The organism is Spiroplasma endosymbiont of Agriotes lineatus, assembly GCF_964019485.1.
In the GTDB taxonomy this organism is placed as follows: domain Bacteria; phylum Bacillota_I; class Bacilli_A; order Mycoplasmatales; family Nriv7; genus Nriv7.
Window position 1 is genome coordinate 1,055,256 of record NZ_OZ026448.1, and the last position, 19,409, is coordinate 1,074,664.

19 protein-coding genes and 4 pseudogenes are annotated in these 19,409 nt (G+C 25.6%); 16 read left to right on the forward strand and 7 right to left on the reverse strand.

The window, feature by feature from the left end:
- Positions 1 to 39 precede the first annotated feature (39 nt).
- From AACK93_RS06880 to AACK93_RS06890, 3 genes are all read right to left on the reverse strand, one after another.
- Positions 40 to 1,737, reverse strand: coding sequence for an ABC transporter permease (locus AACK93_RS06880; protein ID WP_339024297.1), 1,698 nt, complete (start codon positions 1,735 to 1,737; stop codon positions 40 to 42).
- Between the two features lie 14 nt (positions 1,738 to 1,751).
- Positions 1,752 to 2,663 carry an ABC transporter ATP-binding protein gene (locus AACK93_RS06885; RefSeq protein WP_339024298.1) on the reverse strand — a complete coding sequence of 304 codons (912 nt, stop codon included), beginning with the start codon at positions 2,661 to 2,663 and terminating at the stop codon, positions 1,752 to 1,754.
- 157 nt (positions 2,664 to 2,820) lie between these two features.
- A complete protein-coding gene (locus tag AACK93_RS06890) occupies positions 2,821 to 3,972 on the reverse strand; it encodes a DEAD/DEAH box helicase (protein WP_339024299.1) in 1,152 nt (383 codons plus the stop codon).
- A 701-nt stretch (positions 3,973 to 4,673) separates the two neighbouring features.
- Between AACK93_RS06890 and AACK93_RS06895 the strand changes: the two genes are divergently transcribed.
- The 10 genes from AACK93_RS06895 to AACK93_RS06940 all read left to right on the forward strand — a co-directional run bounded on the left by AACK93_RS06895 (position 4,674) and on the right by AACK93_RS06940 (position 8,917).
- Positions 4,674 to 4,829: a hypothetical protein gene (locus AACK93_RS06895; RefSeq protein ID WP_339024300.1), complete on the forward strand. Its 156-nt coding sequence runs from the start codon at positions 4,674 to 4,676 to the stop codon at positions 4,827 to 4,829.
- Between the two features lie 173 nt (positions 4,830 to 5,002).
- On the forward strand, positions 5,003 to 5,224 hold the full coding sequence (locus AACK93_RS06900; RefSeq protein WP_339023956.1) for a hypothetical protein: 222 nt from the start codon (positions 5,003 to 5,005) through the stop codon (positions 5,222 to 5,224).
- On the forward strand, positions 5,224 to 5,385 hold the full coding sequence (locus AACK93_RS06905) for a hypothetical protein (RefSeq protein WP_339024301.1): 162 nt from the start codon (positions 5,224 to 5,226) through the stop codon (positions 5,383 to 5,385). The genes AACK93_RS06900 and AACK93_RS06905 overlap by 1 nt, the downstream gene beginning before the upstream one ends.
- Positions 5,386 to 5,388: 3 nt before the next feature.
- Positions 5,389 to 5,619 (forward strand): hypothetical protein, encoded by a 231-nt coding sequence (locus AACK93_RS06910; protein WP_339024302.1) that lies wholly within the window; start codon positions 5,389 to 5,391, stop codon positions 5,617 to 5,619.
- 168 nt (positions 5,620 to 5,787) lie between these two features.
- Positions 5,788 to 5,970: a hypothetical protein gene (locus AACK93_RS06915; protein ID WP_339024303.1), complete on the forward strand. Its 183-nt coding sequence runs from the start codon at positions 5,788 to 5,790 to the stop codon at positions 5,968 to 5,970.
- Positions 5,971 to 5,982: 12 nt separating this feature from the next.
- Positions 5,983 to 6,456 (forward strand): hypothetical protein, encoded by a 474-nt coding sequence (locus AACK93_RS06920; protein ID WP_339024304.1) that lies wholly within the window; start codon positions 5,983 to 5,985, stop codon positions 6,454 to 6,456.
- Between the two features lie 131 nt (positions 6,457 to 6,587).
- Positions 6,588 to 6,779: a hypothetical protein gene (locus AACK93_RS06925; RefSeq protein ID WP_339024305.1), complete on the forward strand. Its 192-nt coding sequence runs from the start codon at positions 6,588 to 6,590 to the stop codon at positions 6,777 to 6,779.
- A 480-nt stretch (positions 6,780 to 7,259) separates the two neighbouring features.
- Positions 7,260 to 7,508, forward strand: coding sequence for a hypothetical protein (locus tag AACK93_RS06930; protein ID WP_339024306.1), 249 nt, complete (start codon positions 7,260 to 7,262; stop codon positions 7,506 to 7,508).
- A 3-nt stretch (positions 7,509 to 7,511) separates the two neighbouring features.
- On the forward strand, positions 7,512 to 8,132 hold the full coding sequence (locus AACK93_RS06935; protein ID WP_339024307.1) for a hypothetical protein: 621 nt from the start codon (positions 7,512 to 7,514) through the stop codon (positions 8,130 to 8,132).
- Between the two features lie 269 nt (positions 8,133 to 8,401).
- Complete coding sequence (locus AACK93_RS06940; protein WP_339024308.1) at positions 8,402 to 8,917, forward strand: hypothetical protein; 516 nt, start codon at positions 8,402 to 8,404, stop codon at positions 8,915 to 8,917.
- 218 nt (positions 8,918 to 9,135) lie between these two features.
- On the opposite strand, the gene AACK93_RS06945 is transcribed toward AACK93_RS06940, so the two are convergent.
- Both AACK93_RS06945 and mnmG read right to left on the reverse strand, forming a co-directional pair.
- The gene (locus tag AACK93_RS06945) at positions 9,136 to 10,269 is read right to left on the reverse strand and encodes a hypothetical protein (RefSeq protein ID WP_339024309.1); all 1,134 of its coding nucleotides are present in this window, start codon (positions 10,267 to 10,269) and stop codon (positions 9,136 to 9,138) included.
- 656 nt (positions 10,270 to 10,925) lie between these two features.
- Entirely contained in the window at positions 10,926 to 12,800 is a 1,875-nt protein-coding gene (gene mnmG, locus AACK93_RS06950; protein WP_339024310.1) for a tRNA uridine-5-carboxymethylaminomethyl(34) synthesis enzyme MnmG, read from the reverse strand.
- A 659-nt stretch (positions 12,801 to 13,459) separates the two neighbouring features.
- Here mnmG and AACK93_RS06955 point away from each other — a divergent pair.
- A complete protein-coding gene (locus tag AACK93_RS06955; protein WP_339024311.1) occupies positions 13,460 to 13,600 on the forward strand; it encodes a hypothetical protein in 141 nt (46 codons plus the stop codon).
- Between the two features lie 430 nt (positions 13,601 to 14,030).
- Here AACK93_RS06955 and eno read toward each other — a convergent pair whose 3' ends face one another.
- The gene (eno, locus tag AACK93_RS06960; RefSeq protein ID WP_339024312.1) at positions 14,031 to 15,341 is read right to left on the reverse strand and encodes a phosphopyruvate hydratase; all 1,311 of its coding nucleotides are present in this window, start codon (positions 15,339 to 15,341) and stop codon (positions 14,031 to 14,033) included.
- Positions 15,342 to 15,846: 505 nt separating this feature from the next.
- On the opposite strand from eno, the pseudogene AACK93_RS06965 reads away from it, so the two are divergent.
- From AACK93_RS06965 to AACK93_RS06985, 5 genes and pseudogenes are all read left to right on the forward strand, one after another.
- Positions 15,847 to 16,844: pseudogene (locus AACK93_RS06965) on the forward strand (IS3 family transposase); the annotation flags it as partial.
- Positions 16,845 to 17,009: 165 nt separating this feature from the next.
- Positions 17,010 to 17,477: pseudogene (locus AACK93_RS06970) on the forward strand (cob(I)yrinic acid a,c-diamide adenosyltransferase).
- A gap of 70 nt (positions 17,478 to 17,547) precedes the next feature.
- Complete coding sequence (locus AACK93_RS06975) at positions 17,548 to 17,694, forward strand: hypothetical protein (protein ID WP_339024313.1); 147 nt, start codon at positions 17,548 to 17,550, stop codon at positions 17,692 to 17,694.
- A gap of 26 nt (positions 17,695 to 17,720) precedes the next feature.
- Positions 17,721 to 18,071 (forward strand): annotated as a pseudogene (locus AACK93_RS08200) (non-canonical purine NTP pyrophosphatase); the annotation flags it as partial.
- 90 nt (positions 18,072 to 18,161) lie between these two features.
- Positions 18,162 to 18,697: pseudogene (locus AACK93_RS06985) on the forward strand (TrmH family RNA methyltransferase).
- A 37-nt stretch (positions 18,698 to 18,734) separates the two neighbouring features.
- Here the strand turns inward: AACK93_RS06985 and AACK93_RS06990 are convergent.
- Entirely contained in the window at positions 18,735 to 19,379 is a 645-nt protein-coding gene (locus tag AACK93_RS06990; protein ID WP_339024315.1) for a hypothetical protein, read from the reverse strand.
- Positions 19,380 to 19,409 lie beyond the last annotated feature (30 nt).

The following is a 19,409-nucleotide window of genomic DNA, read 5'->3' on the forward strand; positions in this document are numbered from 1 at the left end:
TCCATCCTAAAAAATTAAAAAAGCAAACCCATTGAAAGCCTAAACAATATCTCGTCTTTTAATAACTAAAACCGAACCTAAATTTAATAGCATTGCTAATATTCCATAACCAATTGCCATTGCCGTTGAATTTAAAATATGATTAATCTTTTGAACTTCAATCTGTCCTTCATCATTTGTTATGATTTCAAAATCACGATATGAATTTAAATAATTTTTTTGTTTATCAAAATCAATATATGAATTACCTGTGGAATTAAAAAAGAAATCATTAAATCCTAAAAATGTTGTTCACATTTGATTTCAATGTTCAAAAAGATTAGCAAAACTAATAATGCGATATGTTTTTATTAATGATTGATAATCATACCAATTTTTACTTATTGATAATGATTGATTGGCTAATAATTTCAAATAACGAGCTTTCACTAAAATATTATTATCCAATTCTTGAATTGCAAAATATACCTTATTACTAAATAAATCATTATATTTTTCAGATAACTTCTCATCAAATTCATAATTATAATTCTCTCTAAAAACAGTAAATGGACTTCAATCAGACATTTTTTTGTCTTTAACTTCAATATATGTTTTACTAGTAGTTGAATCATTTTTATTAATATTTACTTCCATTAATGAAACATTTTTATCTTTATTTAGCTCAACAACTTGTGGTGATAAATCATTATTAATAAGTTGTATTAGTTCATGTTGATATTCATTACTAGCATCTAATTGTTCTAATGTTTTAAAGTATGTTTTGAATTGAATATGCAATTTAACATCTTTATCTTTTAAGTCCTTTGTAAGATCTCCTGTTCATTGTTTAACACTACCGTCAGCAGTGAATGTCTTAATTTCATCAGTATATAAATCAAATTTTTTATACATTGCTATTCTTTGATCATTAATTGTCATTAATTTTGATGATGTAAGTTGTTCATAATCATACTCATTATAAAAATTAAAAATCTCAGTTACTAATTTAGAGTATTTAATTTTAATATTAGTTTTTTTATTTTCAGGTTTTTTGATAGCATCATTAAATAACATTATTTCTTTAATACTATTAATATCAAAAGTATCCTTACCAATATTAACTGTTTGTTTATTACTAATTTCTTTAATTAAGGAATATGGTAATCCACCTAATAAAAACATACTGCTAAAAACAACTAATATTAAAAAAACAATATTTGATGAAAATATTAAAGCTGTTAATATTGAACCTGATAACACAACAAAACTAAGAAACAATGAAAAAAGCATTAATTTTGTCATCATATTTAAAAGTAAAATAAATTGATTGTGTTTATTACTAATAATACCAATAACATAACCTAATAAAATAGTTATTCCTAAATTAATCACAATAAATAAAAAAACTACAAATAATAAAGTTAGATATTTAGAAAATAATATTTTAAATCGTGAATAAGGTTTAGAAATTAATAATAAAAATGTTCCATCAGTTATTTCTTCACTAATAATTCGAACAACATTTAAAACAATAAAAAGAAATAATAATAAATTTAAAAATATTAAAATAATATATTGAAAATTTACTAAAAAACTATCATTATCATTTTCTGACTGAATAAAAAGAACTATTGTTGTTATTAAAAGACTTAATGAAGCAATAATTTCAATTATTAATGTTAGCAAGGAAACTAATATTTTTCTTAAAGCAAAATTAAAAATTGGTAAAAAACTATTTCTTGATAAAAATTTCATATTTTATTCCTTTCTTACAAATTAAATTTTTCACTATTTAAAGTATTATAAAAGAAATCTAAATCAATCGTATATGGTTCAATTCGATAAATAATTAGATTATATTCAAACGCGTAAAGAAAGATTTTATTAATTTCTAACGAATTTTTTAATTTAAAGAAAAGGTCATTAGTTGCTTCTCTAACAAAATAGTCAATATCATTATCTTTAAAAAATTCCACCATCGCTTCATTATCCTCGCATTCAATAACAAATGAATTTGTTAATTGAAAACCACTAATTGGACCACTATATAACAAATTACCTAGATAAATAATTGAACATTCATCAATAACATCCTTGACTTCATTTAATAAATGAGTTGAAAAAAAAACCGTCTTACCTTGATTGACTAGTGTTCTTAAATAACCTAAAATTTGTTTTCTTGTTGTTGTATCTAAATTTGCTTCAGGTTCATCTAAAATTAAAATATCTGGATTATGAATAATTCCCTGAATTAACATTACTTTCTTTTTCATGCCGCTAGAAAAAGAATTCATATTTTTATTACGAAATTCTCAAATATTAAATTCTTCCATTAATGATTGTAATCTTTGTTTAATCTGTTTATTTTTTAAACCATTCATTTTAGCTAGTGATTTTAAAAAACGATAAGTTGTAATATTACGAGGAAATTTAGTAAACTCTGGAACATACCCAATAGCTTGTTTTGCTAATGAGTTTTTAGCATTTTGACCATTTATATAAATTTTACCCTCATCATAATTAATGCCACCAACTAATGATTTAATCGTAATTGTTTTCCCGCTACCACTAGCACCGATAATAGCATGCATCTTTCCACTAGTAACTTTAAGTGAAATTTTATTAAGTTTAAAATTCCGATAATTTTTTATTAATTGTTCAATAATAATTGAAAATTTCATTTTTTTCTCCTTATTTATAAAAAGTATTTAACTTTGCTAATAATTTTAATGAATCTTGATAACTTTTGCAAATTTAATATTTAATTTCAGCTTATTAGATAGTAAAAAACATCATTAATTAAAATGATGTTCTTCTGTAACATACTTAAATTCAGTATTAAATATTGTAAGGATTAATCTTAATGTTTAAAGTTTGTTCTAATTTTTTAATATTAATTAATTCTTTTTTATTATTTACTAATGTAATTGCAATTCCGGTTTCGCCAGCCCGTCCTGTTCTTCCAATACGATGCACATAACTTTCTTGTTCACAAGGTAAATCATAATTAAAAATATAATCAATCCCATCAACATCAATTCCCCGCGCCGCTACATCAGTAGCAATTAACACTTGAACTTTATTAGTTCTAAAAGCATTCATTGCTTTATTTCTTTCACTTTGTCGCTTATCACCATTAATAACGGCTGACTTAATACCATTTTCTCATAATATTTTAGAAATTATTTCAGTATATGCTTTGGTATTAGAAAAAACAATACTTAAATTTGGTTGAATTTTCAAAAATAAATTCACTAACACTTGATTTTTACTTGTATTTCTTGTATTAATAAAATATTGTTTAATATTATTTAATTCAGCAGCATTTCTTTTAATACTTATTTTAACCGGACTATTTTGATAGTTATTAGCAATTTCTAAAACAGCACGATTCATTGTTGCTGAAAACAATAATGTTTGATACATTGATGTAATGCTAGTAAATATTTTATCAATATCTTGTTTGAATCCCATTTTTAACATTTCATCAGCTTCATCTAAAACTACAGTTTGAATATCATTCAATCTTAAAGTTCTGCGTTGAATATGATCAACAATTCTTCCTGGTGTCCCGACAACAATATTACTATTTTTTAAGCTATAAATTTGTCTTCGTAAATCAGAACCACCAAATAATGCTGTCGCATTAACTCCTTCTAAATAAAAAGCATATTTTCTTACTTGATCTAAAATTTGTAATGCCAACTCTCTTGTTGGACAAACAATCATTGCTTGTACTCTTCGTAGTTTAACATCTAAATTATTTAAGATTGGTAATACGAAAGCAGCGGTTTTTCCTGTTCCTGTATGACTTTTTCCAATAATATCATAATTTTTTAATACTAAAGGAATTGTTTTCTTTTGAATTTCAGTAGGGTTAACATAGCCTATCTTTGAAATTGCTCGCTTTAAATTATTATTTAAATTTAAGTCATTAAAATTTATATTATTGTCATTATCATCCTTTAAATTTAGCTCTTTAAAATTCATATTTTTTCCTCCTTGAATATAGTTGCATAAATAAATGGTGTTATGACATTTTTTATTGTCAATTCATCACATATCGGTACCTATAAAGCAAGTGAATTGTAATGTACAGTATTTTTATTTAACAACCTAATCATTATAAACTATTTTATCCAATACTACAACTATAAGGTCGTATAAGAACGCATAAAGTTTTGTTAGGTAGGAAAAATATTTGAATAAGAATTAAGACAGTCAGCAATGATTTTCTTTTCATTTTATAAGACGTTAAAATTTGTTCTTTGAAAATTAAATACAAGTGAATTAATAATGTTGGTATGTATTAAAGCACGATAAATTGTGGGTGGTCGCCATAACCAAAAGAAGTTTACCAGTTAATAGATAACATCCTATTAGCTAGCTATAGCAATTTGTTTCGTTTTGCAATAAAAAAATGAATGGGGTGGATTTCCTAAAAATATACACGCTATTAAATTAGTTCCAAGGGTAGATGGTAGGATGCGGATGCTAAAGTGTAGAAATTTCTATATAAGGGGGTATGCTAAGTTTAAAATTATCAAAATCTTTATCTAATTAAAAAAACAAAATTTACTAACAAAGCTTGTTAAACACTTAAATCTGCGATATATAAGTGTTTAAAAAACTAAGTTAACTAACAACTTAGTTAATATAACTTAGTTTATTTATAAGAAAGGTAATTTATTATGAAAAACATTGAAAACATTTTCTTAAATACTAAAAAATATCTCTTAAAAGAAACACAAAACGCAATATTTATTAAAGCGCCAAAAATTCCGTGATTTAATGAACAAATCGGTGTTTGGTTTCCAAAACGATTTGTTTATAAAGGAAAATATTAAAATTCTATTTGCATCGGAATAATAAAAGATAATAAATATCAAGTAATTTCAATTAATCAAAAAGAAAATGAAACCAAATTAATTAAGGGACAAGAATTATTAGGTTTTTTCATTGCCGAAAAAGAAAACAACGAAAAAGATATAAATTATAACTATTTTAAAGGAGTTTAAAAATGAATATTGCGATTGGAATAATATTTATTATCATTTGCATAATGCTATTGGCATATTTTGCTTATAAAATTTATGCCAAAATAAAAATGCGAATTAAATATAAAAATGCCATTAAAAATAATACTGGTAATTTCACAAAAGACGAAAAGGTATTTATTGCCCGCTTTAAAAAATGAGTTAAAACTCCTAATTCAAAAGAAAATAATGAAAATAAAAAATAATGTTTTGAGAAATTATTATGGAATTCTTAAAACTGTTTGTTCCGATAGAAAAAATGCCTACACAAGTTGCGTTTATTGCCGGTTTAATTATTATCATTACTTTTCTTTTCACGCTAATTTCAATTATGTATTTACCGATAAAAATGATTTTTGGGAGATAAAAAATGACAGCAAATTTAAAAGAATTTAATTGAGAACAAATTAAACAAACTTTCTGAGATTTATTTATTCAAATTATAACTATTCCAGCTCATATTAGTGGTGGTAAAGAAATTGATTTAACCAAAGCACCACTTTGACTTTTAATAGCAAACATCGCTTTTTGATTTTTAACAGCGATTATGGTGTGATTTATTCTAATGCTCCTTTGAAAAACCATATCAGTATTTAGATAGGGAAAAAATATAATCGTGTTAAGGTTAATCGTATTTTAACAAATTTAAAAAAACTTTGAATATAAATGATGAATGTTTTAAAAAAGAAAGGGGGTGATTATATGATTGGAACTTTCTTAGCTACTACTACGTCCAGTAATAGTAGAAAAAATAACAGCTCGTGACGCAATGACTAAATTATGAAATGCGATTATAACAACATTTACTAAAATGTGAGAAATTATTGCTGTTAATATGCCACAAGTTGGTAACTTCTTTGCTGATTACTGAATCTTCATTTTTCCATTTATTTTGGCAATATTCTTTATTTGTTTTAAAATGTTTGAAAAATTACTTGGCGTAGTCCGCTAACAAAAAAATAAAGTGAGGCGCAAGATAAAATTTTGCAAATGAATAATAGAAAAAAATAACCATTTTATTGAATTAAATCACACCTCATTTTTAATTTTATGACATTGCGGAGCAATTTGATATATTTACAATGGTTATTTTAAAAACATTGTAAGCTATTTATTTTTAGCAGGTTGTATTTTAATTTTCTTTTTTAAAATCTGTAATTTAATAAAAATTAACAAAGTTATTAATTTCTTAAAAAATTCACCATTAAATATTGTGATTGGTTCATTGGGAACTGGAAAAACCGCTTTTCTAGTATACGCCTCAAAATTACTAAAAAAGAAGAAATATCATATCGCACCAACCTTCCCATTACTAGAAACCCAAAAATTAAGTTTAGGACATATGGGATTATTAGATTTTGATTATCCGGTATTGCCCAGACAAAACCTTACTTTTGTGAGATGAAATCAACTTATTTTTAGAAGGAACTGACTATAAAGAAAATGATAGGGTAAACTCAAGGTTTACAAGAATATTTTGCTTCGGCTCGACAATTTACCCATATCGTATTAGCGAGCGGACAACGAGCTGAACATATATGAGTTAAAGTTCGTGATATTGCCAATAATGTGATTGTCGGCATTCGTAAAAAACCCGTTAATATTTTTCGCCCCTACTTAAAAATTGTCTATGGTGCCTTTACAAGCATTGAAGAATATGAACGCTGACGAAACACCTTAATTGATGCTAAAAATAGTAAAAAGGTCGTCGCATTAAATACCGTGATATTCCCGAACTTGATATTTATTTTTTTAAACTAAAAATTCCTTTACCAATACTTAACACTTACAATTCTTTTTACCTAGCATTTTTAAGAGATTACTTAAATTCAAAAGTAAATCCTGACTATGAAGACAAATACTATACTGACACCGCAATTGATTTAGAAGACTTAGAATACTTAAAAATGGATAAATTTAGCAAATTTTTAAGAAAGAAGGAATATAAAAATGAAAAATCTTGCAAAAATGGCCGACTTTCTTGCCCAAATGCTTTATAAGGTCTTGACTTAATTTGAAGTTTAGAAATACCAGGAACGAAAATTCAATTAATATTTCCTTTATTCTTAACACTGGCTGCAGAATTTCTTATGGCAATTATTCTTGGATTTGGTAGTCAAGTCAACAAGTTAATTTAGAAAAACAACGCCAATATGCGGTTAAAAATAAGGGGCGTTTAAGTGCATGAGGAAAAGCTAAAAAACAAATAAAACCAATAAAAACAAAGCAAGGTAACTAACAATGTTTAAACTAATTATTATTTTTATCTTAATAACTGTTCTTGGATTATTAGCTGGTAGTCATTTTGAAACTTTAACAAATTATATTAGAGAAGGCCTTGCCAATTTCCAAAGATTTATTACTAGCAATTTAACAATTTTAGAACTATTTAAACCAATGGCTCGGACATTTTCGCAACATCCAATTTTTACCATTCTTGGTGTCACTTGTGTATTTATTACTTTATTTATTGTGATTAAAGGTAGGTAAAAAATGGAAAAATGAACTAAAAAACAAGAATTAGAAATAGAGAATGACAAACTAAAAATTGCTAATGTCATATTAGAAAATAGTGTTAATACTCTTAAATACATAATAATGGAAAAAAATAAAGAAATTTTAGAACTAGAAAAGTGAAATACTATTCATATTAATCAAAAATCAGACTTAATAATTGAAAACCAAAAATTAAAAAATTTTAAACACGAAAGGAGAATAAAAATGAAAAAACTTTTGGCAAAATTATTTAAAAAAGATAATTCAAAAGAAAAACTGCCATTAAAATTAAGAAGTAAAATTTCTTTTAAAAAGCAGTGGTTAAAAATAGTATTAAGTATCATTTTCATCTTTATAAGTTTATTAATTTGTGCATTAACAGTAATTGATACTAAATGAATAACCGGAACAAGTGATGAATTTAATAATTTTATGAATAAAGAAATGGTTGAATTCTTTGGCAAGTTCAATAGTGGTATTATGCTCGCAGGAATATTTGTTTTTTGATGAGGCGGAGCAATATATTTTGCAATTAAATTTGAAAAATTAATCCGCTTGATTATTCAAAAAATTAAAGCAAAAAGAGCCTTGAAAAATGAAATCAAACAAACTCATTAATTCTTTAAAAAAATATTGATGGAGAATCTTACCTTACATTTTTATGATTACTATCTTTTTCATTCCATTTTTAAAATTAGAAATTAATGATTTGGAATTATTATATGAAAAATTTGAAGCATTAATTTCACTTATGATACTAGGATATTTAGATATATGCATTACATACAATAGCGATAATTATAAATTGTAGCATTGAGCGGCTTATTAAAAAAATTAAAGAAAAAAGAACAATGAAAAATAAAATATTTTAAAAAGGAATGATAAAAATGTTTATGAAAATATTTACCGTGTTAATTATTGGTTTCAATAACATTTTTGCCATTCTCCAAAACATTAACAATGACGAAATAACAACACAATCACTAATTAGAAATAAAAGGCAAAATAATGAATCATACGAATTAAACTTAAAAAAATCAAAATTAACACTTAAATCATCAAAAGATGACAACAGCAAGAGCAAGTGAAATCAAAAATGAGAAATAAAAGTTAATGTAGAAAATAAATTTATGCCCAAAAACTTGCCTCCACGAATGAAACTCAATGATTGAGAATTTTATGTTGACAAAAATGACAAAATTACATTACCAATATTAAAATCATTAGAATATGATTTAAATTGAGAAAAAAACAGTGAACCAAGATATTGAGAAAATAAAGATTTTTTATCATATCAAAATAAAAAATTAAAAAACATAAAAATGAAAATACAAGAATGAGATAAAAATGAAAGATATGCCAAATGAAAAATATTAGAATTTAAAACTGAATTTAAAAAATAATTAAACTGTTAAAATCACTACCCCAAAATGTAGCTTTCTATGACGATAATGCTCTTAAACAACTTTTTCATTTTTTCTATTTTGACAAAATAAAAACCAGTAATTTTAGTTAATTACTGGTTTGAATATTTTTTATTTTTACAAGAAATTTAAACTTGTTGTGCTTGTTTCAATTAAAGTTATTGTTCTAAAATAGCTAATATCGTTTTTATAAAACCTTATACTATAGTAGTAACTGTATTTGTTCTTACTGAGCCTTCTCTTTCTGATGAGAAAAATGCTTTCCCATTAAATATTATGTTATCATTGTTTTTATCTATAGTAATTTCATTGGGTAATAAACCATGATTTTGTAAAATTTGCATTGCTTCTGTAATTGATAATATAAATATTTGTTCTTCGTTATTAGCATCAATTATTTTGGCACTAATTGTTCCATTAATTTTTTGTTTTAAATTTAACGTAATTTCAGATTTAATTATTCTTATAGAATAATTAATTTGTAATTTTTCATTGGGGCTAAGTTCAAATTTATCATCGTGTTCCTTAAAAATACTTAAAATCATTTCTTGTTTTTGTTTATTTATGTTTGATAAATCAAATTCATTTGATAATACATTAATGATTTCAGAATTTTTATTATTTATATTTGTAAAATCTGTTAATTTCATTTCATCATCAGAATTTATGTTTCAACCATTTAATTTATTTTCTTGTTTTGTTTTAGTTAATCCTGTTGTAATTTGAAATACTAATTTTGGTTTTGAATTATATTCACAAGCGGGTACATTAAATAATCTTGTATTTGGAGTTTTATTGATAATTTCTCTATCAGAACATACATTTTTAGGAACATTAGATCATAAAAATGAATTTTCTTGTTTTGTTATTTCAGTATTTGAAAAATTTAAATTATTAGTATCAATATAATTTATTTCCTTAAATTTTAAATTAGAATTTTCATCACGAAACTTAAAAGATACTGCTCTTTTAATTAATTCATTTAAATTAATAGCATTAATTTCATCTTTATTTTTAATTTTATAATTAACAGTAACTTCACCAAAATATTTACCATTGTCTTTTGCTTTAATTGTAGCTGATGTATCTGTTTTATTAATAATTTCTAATTGTGATATATATAAATCAGAATTTAAATAACTTAATTCATTTAAAATAATTTCATTATTAATAATGTTATTAAATCTTAAATTATTTATTTGAATAATAATATTTAAAAGCATTTTAGTTTTAGTTATTGCAAATGCATTACCACTTTTTTGTTCAATTATAATAGAACTAACTGCTTCATTTATACCATTTATTTTTTGGACTCTTCAATCTGCCCCCATAAAATAAAGGTCATCATTTGTTGCAAAATAAAGACTATTAGCTATTGTTGTACCAACAGTATTTGAAAAAATAGCAATATGATTAACTGATCTTGTTATTTCATTAATTTGTCTAACATTAAAATTATCTTTATTAATAAAATAAGAATTTATTAAATTTAAATTATTAATATTTCTTTTAAATTTACTTATTTTTTTATTATTCTCAAGTTCTTATTTTTCATAAGGGCTATTGGCAACGATTCCCGCCATTCCACCACTTGCTATTGTTATTGTACTTAATAAACCAAGTAACTTTTTCATATTAATCAAATCCTTTTCATTAATTTTTACTAATTAATAAAATTTACCAAACAATTAATATCCTTTCTTAAATTTGTACATTCTAATTAATACAAATTGATTATAACTTATTAAAATAAGAATTTTTATCATTTTTTCAGGTTATTAAATACTAATTCTAAAAAAAATTATCATTAAAATAGAAAAATAAACTAATGAAATTTAACTTTGTTAAAATTAATACCAAGAAAGGTGGTTTTTCTATGTTAGAAATTAATAATAATTTAAAAACCCCAGAAAATAAGCATTAATTTAGTTTATTTACAACCCATAAAAATATGTACACCTATTACCTTACCACCTTAACAAACTAATTATTGACTAGTTTGTGGATATTTTTTTTGTAAATGAAATAACAATGATACAATATCGGCAGGATTAACTCCCGAAATTCGTGAAGCTTGGGCAACTGTTAACGGTTGAACTAACTTTAATTTTTCTCTCGCTTCAATAGCGATATTAGAAACAAAATCATAGTTAATATCTTGCGGAATTTGTTTTTTTTCTAATTTAATTTTTCGCGTAATTTGCTTTTGATGACGAATTAAATAACCACTAAATTTATTTTTAATTTCACAATTAGTTTTTTGATTTTGATTTAATAAACTAATGCTAGTAACATAAGGTACTAAAAAATTTAATGATATTTCTGGTCGTTTTAGTAAATCTCACGCACTAATACCAGTAGTTAACAATGAAAAATTACTTTCTTGTAATGCCTTTTGAATTGTTGAATTAGGAGTAAATCGTGTTACTCTTAATTCATTTTCAACAATATTTTGTAATTGACATTGTTTTTGATATTCATCTCACTCTACTCTACTTACTAAACCAATATCAGCAGCATATTTTTTTAATCGATCTTCAGCATTATCATTTCTTAAAAAAATCCGATGTTCAGCTCGTGAAGTTAATAACCGATAAGGTTCAGATACTCCTTTAGTAACTAAATCATCAATTAAAACTCCGATATACGCCTCATCTCTTCTTAAAATAAATGGTGCCTTATTCACTAATTGACAATGAACATTAATCGCTGCCATTAATCCTTGACAAGCGGCTTCTTCATAACCACTAGTACCATTAATTTGTCCTGCACTAAATAAATTTTTAATTATTTTAGTTTCTAAGGTCGGTTTTAGTTGTAAAGGATCAATGACATCATATTCAATAGCATAAGCTCATTTAAGAACTTGGACATTTTTTAGTCCCGGCAAGGTTCTTAACATCTGATCTTGAATATCAATAGGCATTGATGTGGAAAATCCTTGAACATAAATTGTTTCTAAAGCGACTGATTCTGGTTCTAAAAAAATTTGGTGTCGTGATTTATCAGCAAATCTAACAACCTTATCTTCAATACTTGGACAATATCTTGGTCCAACACTAGTTGGCATAGTTCGATACATTGCTGATGCTTTTAAATTTTCACTAATAATTTTGTGAGTGTTTTCATTAGTATAAATAAGTCAACAAGGAACTTGTTTTTTTAAAGGCACAAACTCTTTTGTAGAAAAAGAAAATGCTAATGGTAAATCAGTTCCTAATTCTAATTGCATTTTACTGTAATCAATACTATTTTTATGAACTCGCGGTGGTGTTCCGGTTTTTAAGCGAATAACTTTAAATCCTAATTGTGCTAATTGTTTTGATATTCCATAAGAACCTTTTTGTCCATCGGGGCCTTCTTTTTTAACACTAGATCCTTGTAAAACTTTAGATTCCATATAAGTACCTGTTGTTAAAATAACTTTTTTAGCTTTAATTATTGTGCTGTCATTTAAAATGATACCCTTAACAGTATTATTTTCTATTAATAACTCATTTACCATTGCCGATAGCACCGTTAAATTATCTTGTTGCCTAATAACATCATACATATATTTACTATATGCAATCTTATCAGATTGCGTTCTTAACGCTCACACTGCTGGTCCGTGTGAACTATTTAATAGTTTCATTTGTAATGCTGTTTTATCAGCAGCTTTAGCCATCTCACCACCCAAAGCATCAATTTCTCTAACAACAATTCCCTTAGCAGAACCACCAATTGATGGATTACAAGGCATACTCGCAATCTTTGTCGGATCAAGAGTAACCATCAGTGTCTTATGCTTTAATCGCGCACAAGCTAAAGCTGCCTCCACCCCGGCGTGTCCGCCGCCAATAACAATTACATCATATACCATTTAAATCACCTACTTTAATACCTTTTAATTTATTTCCCTTAAATTATATCTTATTTACTTCCCAAATAAAAAAAGACTTTTTTGGGGCGCATAAAATTTTGTTAGGTAGGTAAATTATTTGAATAAGTATTAAGACAGTCGGCAATGATTGTCTTTTTATTTTATAAGGTGTTAAAAATTTGTTCTCTGAAAATTAAATACAAGCGAGTTAATAATGTTGGTATGTATTAAAGCACGATAAGTTATGGGTGGTCGCCATAACCAAAAGAAGTTTACCAGTTAATAGATAACCCCCCTATTAGCTATAGCAATTTGTTTCTTTTTGCAATAAAAAAATGAATGGGTGGATTTCCTAAAAATATACACGCTATTAAATTAGTTCCAAGGGTAGAGTGCGGATATTAAAGTGTAGAAATTTCTATATAGGGAGATGCTAAGTTTAAAATTATTAAAATCTTTATCTAATTAAAAGACAAAATTTACTAACAAAGCTTGTTAAACACTTAAATCTGCGATATATAAGTGTTTAAAAAACTAAGTTAACTAAAACTTAGTTATATAACTTAGTTTATTCATAAGAAAGGTAATTTATTATGAAAAACATTGAAAACATTTTCTTAAATACTAGGAAATATCTTTTAAAAGAAAAATAAAACGCGATGTTTATTAAAGCACCAAAAATTCCGTGATTTAATGAACAAATCGGTATTTGGTTTCCAAGGCGATTTGTTTATAAAGGAAAATATAAAAATTCAATTTGTATCGAAATAATCAAGAATAGTAAATATCAAGTAATTTAAATTAATCAACAAGAACAAGAAACCAAATTAATTAAAGGGCAAGAATTATTAAGCTTCTTCATTGCTGAAAAAGAAAACAACAAAAAAGATATAAATTATAATTATTTTAAAGGAGTTTAAAAATGAATATTACAATTGGACTAATATTCATTGAGCGCATAAAATATTCGGTTGGTGGGAATTTTCCAAAAACCAAGAAAAAGACTGAAATAAAATTCGGTCTTTTTTAATTATTTAGAAATCACAGATGTTTAGTATATTTGGTTTTTACAAATTTTTAGGGGGTGTTTTCTTTTGACAGTAATATTTTTCATTGAATGAAGTGGATAGGTTACAATAACAAGAATAGAGTGAAAAACGTTTCTAATTAAAGAAATAATATTCTTAAATAAAAAATATCTCCCAATTAATTGGGAGATATTTAAATATTTTAAGTTTTCTTTGTTAAGTTATAAAATGTTTCCATTCCATCATATTCACCAGTAACACCTAATTCATGTGCAATCGCTAAGAGGCGATTATATTTAGCAATCCGATCGGTTCTTGACATTGAACCAGTTTTAATTTGTCCAGTGTTTAAAGCAACCGCTAAATCAGCAATAGTTGTATCTTCAGTTTCGCCTGAACGATGTGATACAACTGTTGTTCAATTAGCTTTTTGGGCCATTTGAATCGTTGCAATCGTTTCACTCATTGTTCCAATTTGATTTACTTTAATTAAAATTGAGTTAGCCGCTTGCTTTTCAATACCTTCTTTTGTTATCTTAGGATTAGTTACAAAAATATCATCTCCCATAATTTGGACTTTATTACCTAACTTTTCTGTTAATTTAACAAAACCATCTCAATCATGTTCTGATAGTCCATCTTCAATAGAAATAATCGGATATTTATTAACTAACTGTTCTAAATACGAAATCATTTCGTCAGTAGTTTTTTCAACAGCTTGACCAGTTTTTTTACTTAGTTTTTTAAAGACATAAATTTTTCGTTCCTTATCATATAGTTCACTAGAAGCACAATCCATTGCAATTTTAATATCAATACCAGCTTTATATCCTGCTGTTTGAATTGCTTTAACAATAACATCTAATGCACCTTCATTATCTAAATTTGGAGCAAATCCACCTTCATCACCAACAGAAGTAGTATCACCAGCATCGTGTAAAATTTTCTTTAAAGTATGAAATACTTCTGCTGCCATTCTAATTGCTTCTTTAAAATCAGGAGCACTAACCGGCATAATCATAAACTCTTGAAAATCAATTGTGTTATCCGCATGCTTCCCGCCATTAATAATGTTTAACATTGGTACTGGTAATTTTCTAGCATTAATACCGCCAATATATTGATATAATGGTAAGCCTACTTCATCAGCGGCTGCACGCATAATTGCCATTGATACTCCTAAAATGGCATTAGCACCTAATTTTTCTTTATTATCAGTACCATCTAATTTAATCATCACTAGATCAACTAAAAGTTGATTAGTAACATCCATTCCTACTACTTCTTCATGAATCGTTTTATTAATATTAGCAACAGATTTTAAAACACCTTTACCCATATATCGCTTTTCATCTTTATCTCTTAATTCTAAAGCTTCTAATTCACCTGTCGATGCCCCTGATGGAACCAAGGCTTTACCATAACCAAATTCACTTCACACTTCCACTTGAATTGTGGGATTACCACGAGAATCTAAAACTTCTATTGCTCTTACATCTGTAATTCTTGACATCTATTACTATCCTCCTCTAATGCAATATATATTATATATTATAGCAAAAACTAGACAAAGACACACAGAAAATATGATCGTTGGGTCGCGTTTAGTTTTCTTAAGTATTTTTAGAAAAAGAAAAAATAATTATTTACTATAAATTATTTCAATATGCAAATTAAGTATATATTTCTTATGTATGATTTTTGTTGTAAAAAATTATTTTAATGTTGGTTTTATAAGCATTTTACTTAGTTTTTATAACTTTTTACTTAAGATTATGTTTGTTGATATTAAATATTTTGTTTTATTATTTATTTTCCAAATAAAATGATAATTAAATTGTGATTGTTTTTCTTTCAAAATTATTTAAATCTTTACCTACCTAACAACTTTGGATAGGTTACAATAAGTTGGATCATATTTATGTAGATTTTCAAAATAAGATAAAATTATATAAGAAAGTAGGGATGTAAAAACGGGCAAAAATTCATATACAGATGAATTTAAAAAACAAATTGTCATGCTTTATCAAAGCGGGAAAAGCATTATTGAAATTATTAATGAATATGGTATTTCAAAATCTGTTATTTTTAATTGAATAAAATCATTCGATAATTCTGGTTCTTTTAAAGCAAAAGATAATCAAAGTAATGAAGAAAATGAATTAATTTACTTACGAAAAGAATTAAAACAATTACGAATGGAAAACGATATTTTAAAGCAAGCGGCACTGATAATGGCCAAAAAATAACAATAATTAATAACAACAAAAACAAATATTCAGTGAGGAAAATATGTAAGATTTTGGGTTTATCAAAATCAACGTATTTTTATCAAACTAATAAATGCACTAACAAGCAAGTTAATAATTATGAACAAGAAAGTTATCAGTGCGTTTAATAAAAAGTCACAAAATTTATGGGGCTCGTAAAATTAAAGCCGTTTTAATAAGAAAAGATATCATCTTATCGCGACGAAAAATCAGATGCATTATGATCAAAAATAATTTGGTTTCTGAATACAAATACACCAAATTAAAATATCGTAATCACAAAACAACAACTAATAATGCCCAAATTAGTAATGTTTTAAATCGTGAATTTAATGACAAAAAACTTAATGAAGTTGTTGTTAGTGATTTAACATATGTGCAAGTTGATGGGAAATGATACTATATATTTGTTTATTAATTGACTTGTTTAATCGCGAAGTAATTGGCTATAATGCCGGGCTAAACAAAACCGCTGAACTAGTTCAACAAGCTTTTCATAAAATAACACGAATATATTAAAGCAAATAATTTTATTTCATACCGATCACGGTAATGAGTTCAAAAATAAAATCATTGATGAAATTTTAATAACCTTTAATATTAAAAGATCATTAAGCAATGAAGGTTGTCCTTATGATAATGCTGTGACTGAAATAACTTACAAAACCTTTAAAACAGAATTTATTAAGGGTAAAAAATTTGAAAATTTAACACAATTAAAATGCGAACTATTTGATTTTGTTAATTAATATAACAATATTTGAATTCACGGTAGCTTAAATTATTTAACACCCATTAAATTTAGAAAATGGCAGTCTACATAAAAAATGTCCTAAAAAAGGTTGCCATTCCATAATTAATTTTATTATATAATGACAATGAATAAATATATCATATTATCTGGAGGTTGAGTGATAAATCAAGAACAAGGGTATCTTCATATTTACTGTGGTGAAGATAAAGGCAAAACTAGTATTTTAAATGGAATGACAGCTAGAGCATTAGGAAATGATTGAAATGTAGTATATTTTCGTTTTTTAAAAAATCGCCCCACAGGTGAATTAATATTTTTTGAAAAGCATACTAATTTAACAATTATTGATTTTTATCAAACATCAAAAAAACTTTTTTGAGAAATAGATGATGAAGAAAAACAATAGTTAAAAGTTGAAACGAGAAAGGGTCTTGAAGTTTTAATGGAAAGTTTAAAAAATTCTAATATTGATTTAATTGTTGTTGATGAGATTTTAGATTGTTTGCAAAATAAATTAATTTATGAAGATGAATTAGTGTTAGCATTAGAGAATAAAGCTAAGAGTATTGAAGTTGCACTTTCGGGAGATGTTGTCCAGAAAAATTATAATCAATTGCCGACTTAATTAGTGAGGTAACATCAACAAGACATTATTCAGAAAAAAATATTTGGGCTCGGAAGGGTATTGATTATTGATGATAAAACAATTATTTTTAGCAATTATTAATGCTAATAAGTTAGAAGAATTTCAAAACATATTAGGACAAAAATACGATGTAAAGACACTTTTAGACATTAAGCAGTTTCTTGATAATAAGAAATTGAAGACATTGAAGAAATAGGGGTAACATTTATTGAAAATTCTTTAATTAAGGCAAGAACTTTAAGCAAACTATTACAAAAACCAGCTTTAGGTGATGATTCTGGATTAGAAATATTAGCATTAGATAATTTCCTAGGAATTTGTTCGACGCATCGAATGGATACAACTGATGGTTTTATGCAAGCTTCTAATGTTATTTTAGAAAAGATGATAAATATTAAATTCCTAGATTGTCGCTATGTTTGTGCTCTTGCTTTTGTTGATGTTACTAAAAATATTGAAAAAGTCTTTGTCAGTTTGTTAAATGGTTTAATTAATAGTGAACGCCAAAGTAATTATGGTTTTGGTTATGATGCCATATTTTATTTACCAGAATATAAAAAAACACTAGGTAAAATAACAGCACAAGAAAAAAATCAAATATCACATCGTACGATAGCAATACAAAAGATGGTTAATTGAATAAGTAAGGAAGATAATAAAATAATGAATACTAAAATTAACATTGTTTTATATGAGCCGGAAATGCTGGTAATATTGGTTTTATTATTATGCAAACTTGTGTTGATATTAATGTTAAACTGCATTTAATTGAACCATTAGGGTTCTTTTTAGATGATCGTTTTATTATTCGGTCATCTGCTAACTATTTTGAATTTTTACAATATGAAAGTTATGAAGATTGAAATAGTTTTCTTAGTAAAAATCCTAATGCTAATTTATTTTTTTCCACAAAATATGGTCAAAAACCACCTAGTGATATTAATTTTACAAAAAGTGAAACACCAATATATTTAGTATTTGGTAAAGAATCGTCTGGTATTCCAAAAACGATATTACAAGAGCATTTGAATCAGTGTTTTCGTTTACCAATGAGTGGTGTGGGGGGTGTATTAAATATACTCGCAGTCTTAAAATGTCGCTAATGTTGTTTGTACTGTAAGTTATGAGGTTTTACGGCAATTAGATATTATTTGGATTTATCTTTAAATGAAATTCAGAAAGGTAAAGATTATTTATAAAATTAAAAAGCTGGTAATTGAGTTACCAGCTTTTTGTTTAATTTAATGTATAAAAATCTTTAAAATCATTAATTATAAAGTCACGAGCTAGTCGTGTTAAAGTACTACGATTATATGCTGGTTTTTGCTTAAAGTCGCTGTTGCTAGTTGTCATATCATCAATATTATCAATAACATCACCTCATTTATTAATAAATCAGCGATATTCACCGTTTTTAACAAAAAATATTATGGGGATACCATTTCCAGGAAGATAATCTGGTTCAAAGCCTTTATTGATGTCTTTGTTGGTTGTTCATAAGTTTTTTTGTGATTTTTTTAATCATTCAAAAGTATTTTTAACCCACTTAGTTTCAAAAAAAGTTTTATTTCAAGTATTATCATTAGCACCTTTAAAGTCATAATCACTAACAAAAGCATAGCGATTAATTTTTAAATTTTCATCTTTTAAATCCAAAATATCTTTGTCTCAATCTTTTTCTTGCATTCAAAGATTTCATTGTTTTGATAATTTTTGACATCCTGGACAATTTTCTGATCCAATATAACCAATAAATGTTTCTTTATTTCTAATTTTTAATATTATTTCATCATAATTGCTGTTACACGCAGTAACAGATATTATAGGTAATATTGTTAAAATAAAACTGCTTTTAATACTTAATATTTTTTTAAATTGCATTTAATTCACCTCTATAAAAATAAAATCAAA